The organism is Aquimarina sp. Aq78, assembly GCF_900299525.1.
Classification (GTDB): Bacteria; Bacteroidota; Bacteroidia; order Flavobacteriales; family Flavobacteriaceae; genus Aquimarina.
Map to the genome: position 1 here is coordinate 1 of NZ_OMKA01000021.1, position 2456 is coordinate 2456.

Sequence of the window (2456 nt, forward strand, 5' to 3'; positions counted from 1 at the left end):
TACAAAACCCTTATTTAATAGGTTCTAAGCAATTTTAAGTAGTGTAAACAACATAAACAAGCCTCAATAAAGAGGCTTGTTTGTTTTGTAAGTTATTGATAGTCAGCCTTAAAAACACACTTTTTTTCAAAAGCACCAGTTTGACCCATTACCCCTGTAACTGTTTTTCATCTTATTATTTATCCTTTATATAAATAGGTATATCAAAATACATTTTTGTTGATTTTACAGAATCTTTCTCTTTATAATATTCTTCTATAAATCCTCTAATATTTTTTTTGCCAGTAGTCGTCTTAAACCATTTACCAAAAGCTGCACTATAAGGTTTACTTATATCTTTAGAAAAATTTATTTGATTTTTAATATCATGTTGGAGATTATAAAATGTGTCCAGTTTTATTTCTCGTTCATTTGAAAAATCTTCATCGAACTCTATTTTTTCTCCATTAGGTAAACAAACAAATATTTCAGAAGATTTTCCTTTAAATAATTGAGCCTGTAAATAAGCAACCGCCATAAGAGGTTTCTGATCTTTAATTATACTATCATTTAAGATTTGAATGCTAAAAAATTTACTCCCCTCAAAAATAGTATCTCCTTCTTTATCAATATTCCAAGATTGATTAAGGTATTGTTTTCCTCTTATGATTTTATACTCTCGGATAAAATCCAGTTTACCTTCTTTAAAAAAAGACCATTTACCGATTTTTAAATCATCATCATTCATATTCCCCATTGCCTTGATAATACCTGATTTATTATATAAAATTTCTTTATGATAAGTGCTGTCAATCCAAATTTGCCTCATTCTAACAGAACCATTGACCCTATAAAAAGTAGAAGTATCCACAAATTTTCCTTGCCTAAAATTATGGATAGTTATGAGGTTTCCGTTTTTATCATATCCCTTAGAGACCCCATCTTTTAAGATGTTTTCATTTTTTATCGTATTAGTTTTATTGTCTCCTTTCTTTGTATTGCATGAGAGAATAAATAGAAATAGGAGAATTATAGATATACTAAACTTCATAATTTAAAAATCATTTATTATTACAGATTTTGTATTTGGATCGTTTGCTTTTTTGACAGAATCTTTTTCTGCTTCCTTTCTACTAGGAAAAAATTTAGTACTTGTTACAGGTTTATCCTTGTATGATGTTACTGTTGTATTAGTTGTATCTTGCTCATTCTCTTGCGCTTCTTCCTCTCCTGCCGTATTTTCAGCACTCATTGTACTAGAGGAAGAATCGGATTCTGTGGTAGAACTATTTGAATTCGAAGATGAGTTTTCTGATACATTATCTCCAATTTTATTTTCTTTATTTAAAATTCCTATAATATCTTTTATAAAAGCAAGAGCCTTATTCTTAAAATTACGAACTCCACTTATTGGTAAATCAGATATGTTTAATTGCCCTATCGCTTTCCCATTACTTGTAGGTCTTAGAAAATCACCTCTTTTTTCACGACCCCAACTATCAATACCTGTACCTTTTCCTCTACTATTTCGAGATCCATTAAAACCAAAACTATTCACAACTTTCCCATTGACCGATATCTGTCTGGTATCTCCGTTCATATGAGTTCTATTTCCATCAACATCAGTAGAACCTACATGATATCCTAAGTGTTGAAAACCTTTTACACGACTACTACCATCAATCCATACTACTTTTCCTGTTTTTTTATGTCGATAAAAATCATTAGGAGCCATACCATCATAATCGATAAAATATATCGGATTATCAAATGCATAATTATAAGGGGAGTGTCTACGCATCTTTTCTGCTAATGGATCAAGATTCATCCATCTACCAAGAGCAGGATCATAGTTTCTAGCAGTAACATCTATCCAACCAAGTCCTAGTTCATCTTGTTCTTCTTTGCCTCCAAAACCATAGTCATGCTTACTCCCATTTATAGCGAAGTTGTACCCTCTATGTTGGAGCCCAAAAGGATAATAATTCTTCTCTTGCTGTACGATGATCCCTTCTTCGGTTTCTTGTACTACACTAATATCATCCAGATAGATTTCTTCTTCTGCGGCTATACTACTGGTTAATCCCAGTTTGATATTTAACTTAGAAGCATCTTGTTTGATCTGGTAGGTAGCTTCAAAATTACCTTCGGGTGCATCTCCAGCAGAATACCATCCTGTACTTGCATTAGCAGCATCAATCTCATTGACCAGTACACGCATCTTATATCCTTTGCCATTAGCATCCAGTTTCAGTCGTATCTTCACAGTTTCACCAGCACTAAAAGAGTGTGTAATCTTTTTATTAGTACCACTGTACATATACCGTACTTTAACACCTAAACGACCATTGACTGCAGATACGCCTCCGCCACCCCAGCCATCGGTACTACTATCAAAAGTATCATTTAAAAAAGTCTTGTTACCGCCCTTGTTATAGCTTAAACGTATATTACCTAAATGATCTTTGTATTGATAG

General features: G+C 32.4%; 2 protein-coding genes. Both read right to left on the reverse strand.

Going from position 1 to position 2456, the window contains the following annotated elements; all coding sequences use genetic code 11:
* Positions 1-175: 175 nt before the first annotated feature.
* Complete coding sequence (locus DG435_RS13165) at positions 176-1030, reverse strand: hypothetical protein (protein WP_106795202.1); 855 nt, start codon at positions 1028-1030, stop codon at positions 176-178.
* Between the two features lie 3 nt (positions 1031-1033).
* The coding region (locus tag DG435_RS13170) for an RHS repeat domain-containing protein (RefSeq protein WP_304529329.1) at positions 1034-2456 on the reverse strand (1423 nt) is incomplete at its 5' end.